The organism is Saccharospirillum salsuginis (genome assembly GCF_014651855.1).
Taxonomy (GTDB): domain Bacteria; phylum Pseudomonadota; class Gammaproteobacteria; order Pseudomonadales; family Natronospirillaceae; genus Saccharospirillum; species Saccharospirillum salsuginis.
In genome coordinates this window covers 1-569 of the sequence record NZ_BMXR01000037.1, presented here as the reverse complement: position 1 = coordinate 569, position 569 = coordinate 1, and the positions used below count along the sequence as shown (strand labels likewise).

The 569-nt window shown below is 63.4% G+C and carries 1 protein-coding gene; it reads left to right on the top strand.

The genetic code is table 11. From position 1 onward, the window contains the following. Window positions 1-569: hypothetical protein (locus IE111_RS24405; protein ID WP_189613874.1), on the top strand; the 569-nt coding region annotated here is incomplete at both ends.

Here is a 569-nt window from a genome sequence, read left to right as displayed (position 1 = left end):
GTGCCCAAACGCCCGGGCGTACCCGAAGACCAGACCACCTTCGACAGCCTGTTCCAGGCCTTCGGCGAGCCCATCGTTCACCTCTACGACGTCGGCCCCATCGTCGACTGGGAGAAAGGGCGGCCCTACACCTCGCGCACCAACACCGGCCGCTCGATGCAATTACGGCCGGTTCAGGTCGATTTGCTGCAACGCGCGCTGGAGGCGATCAACCTGCCGGAGGACGAACGCGGCCACCCCTTGCCCAACACCTATGTGCTGCTGGCAGACGCCGACAGCACCGAGGCGGACATCCGCGCCGAGATCGAAAAACAACTCGGCAGCGGCCTCACCGAGGAAGACTGGCAACTGGTCGAACAACAACTCGCCCCGCTGACCCCGACCGAACCCAAGATCCTCGACCTCACCTGGCTCTACGCCGACCTGCTGTTCCGCGCCGCCGCCGAACGCTACGAAGACCCGGATGTGCAGAAGCTGATCCAGGATCTGGAAGAACTGGAAGCGTTAAAGGAAAATGTCCCCCGGGACCCGTGGTGGCTGCGCTACAACCTCTTCCCGACCGAGGAAAA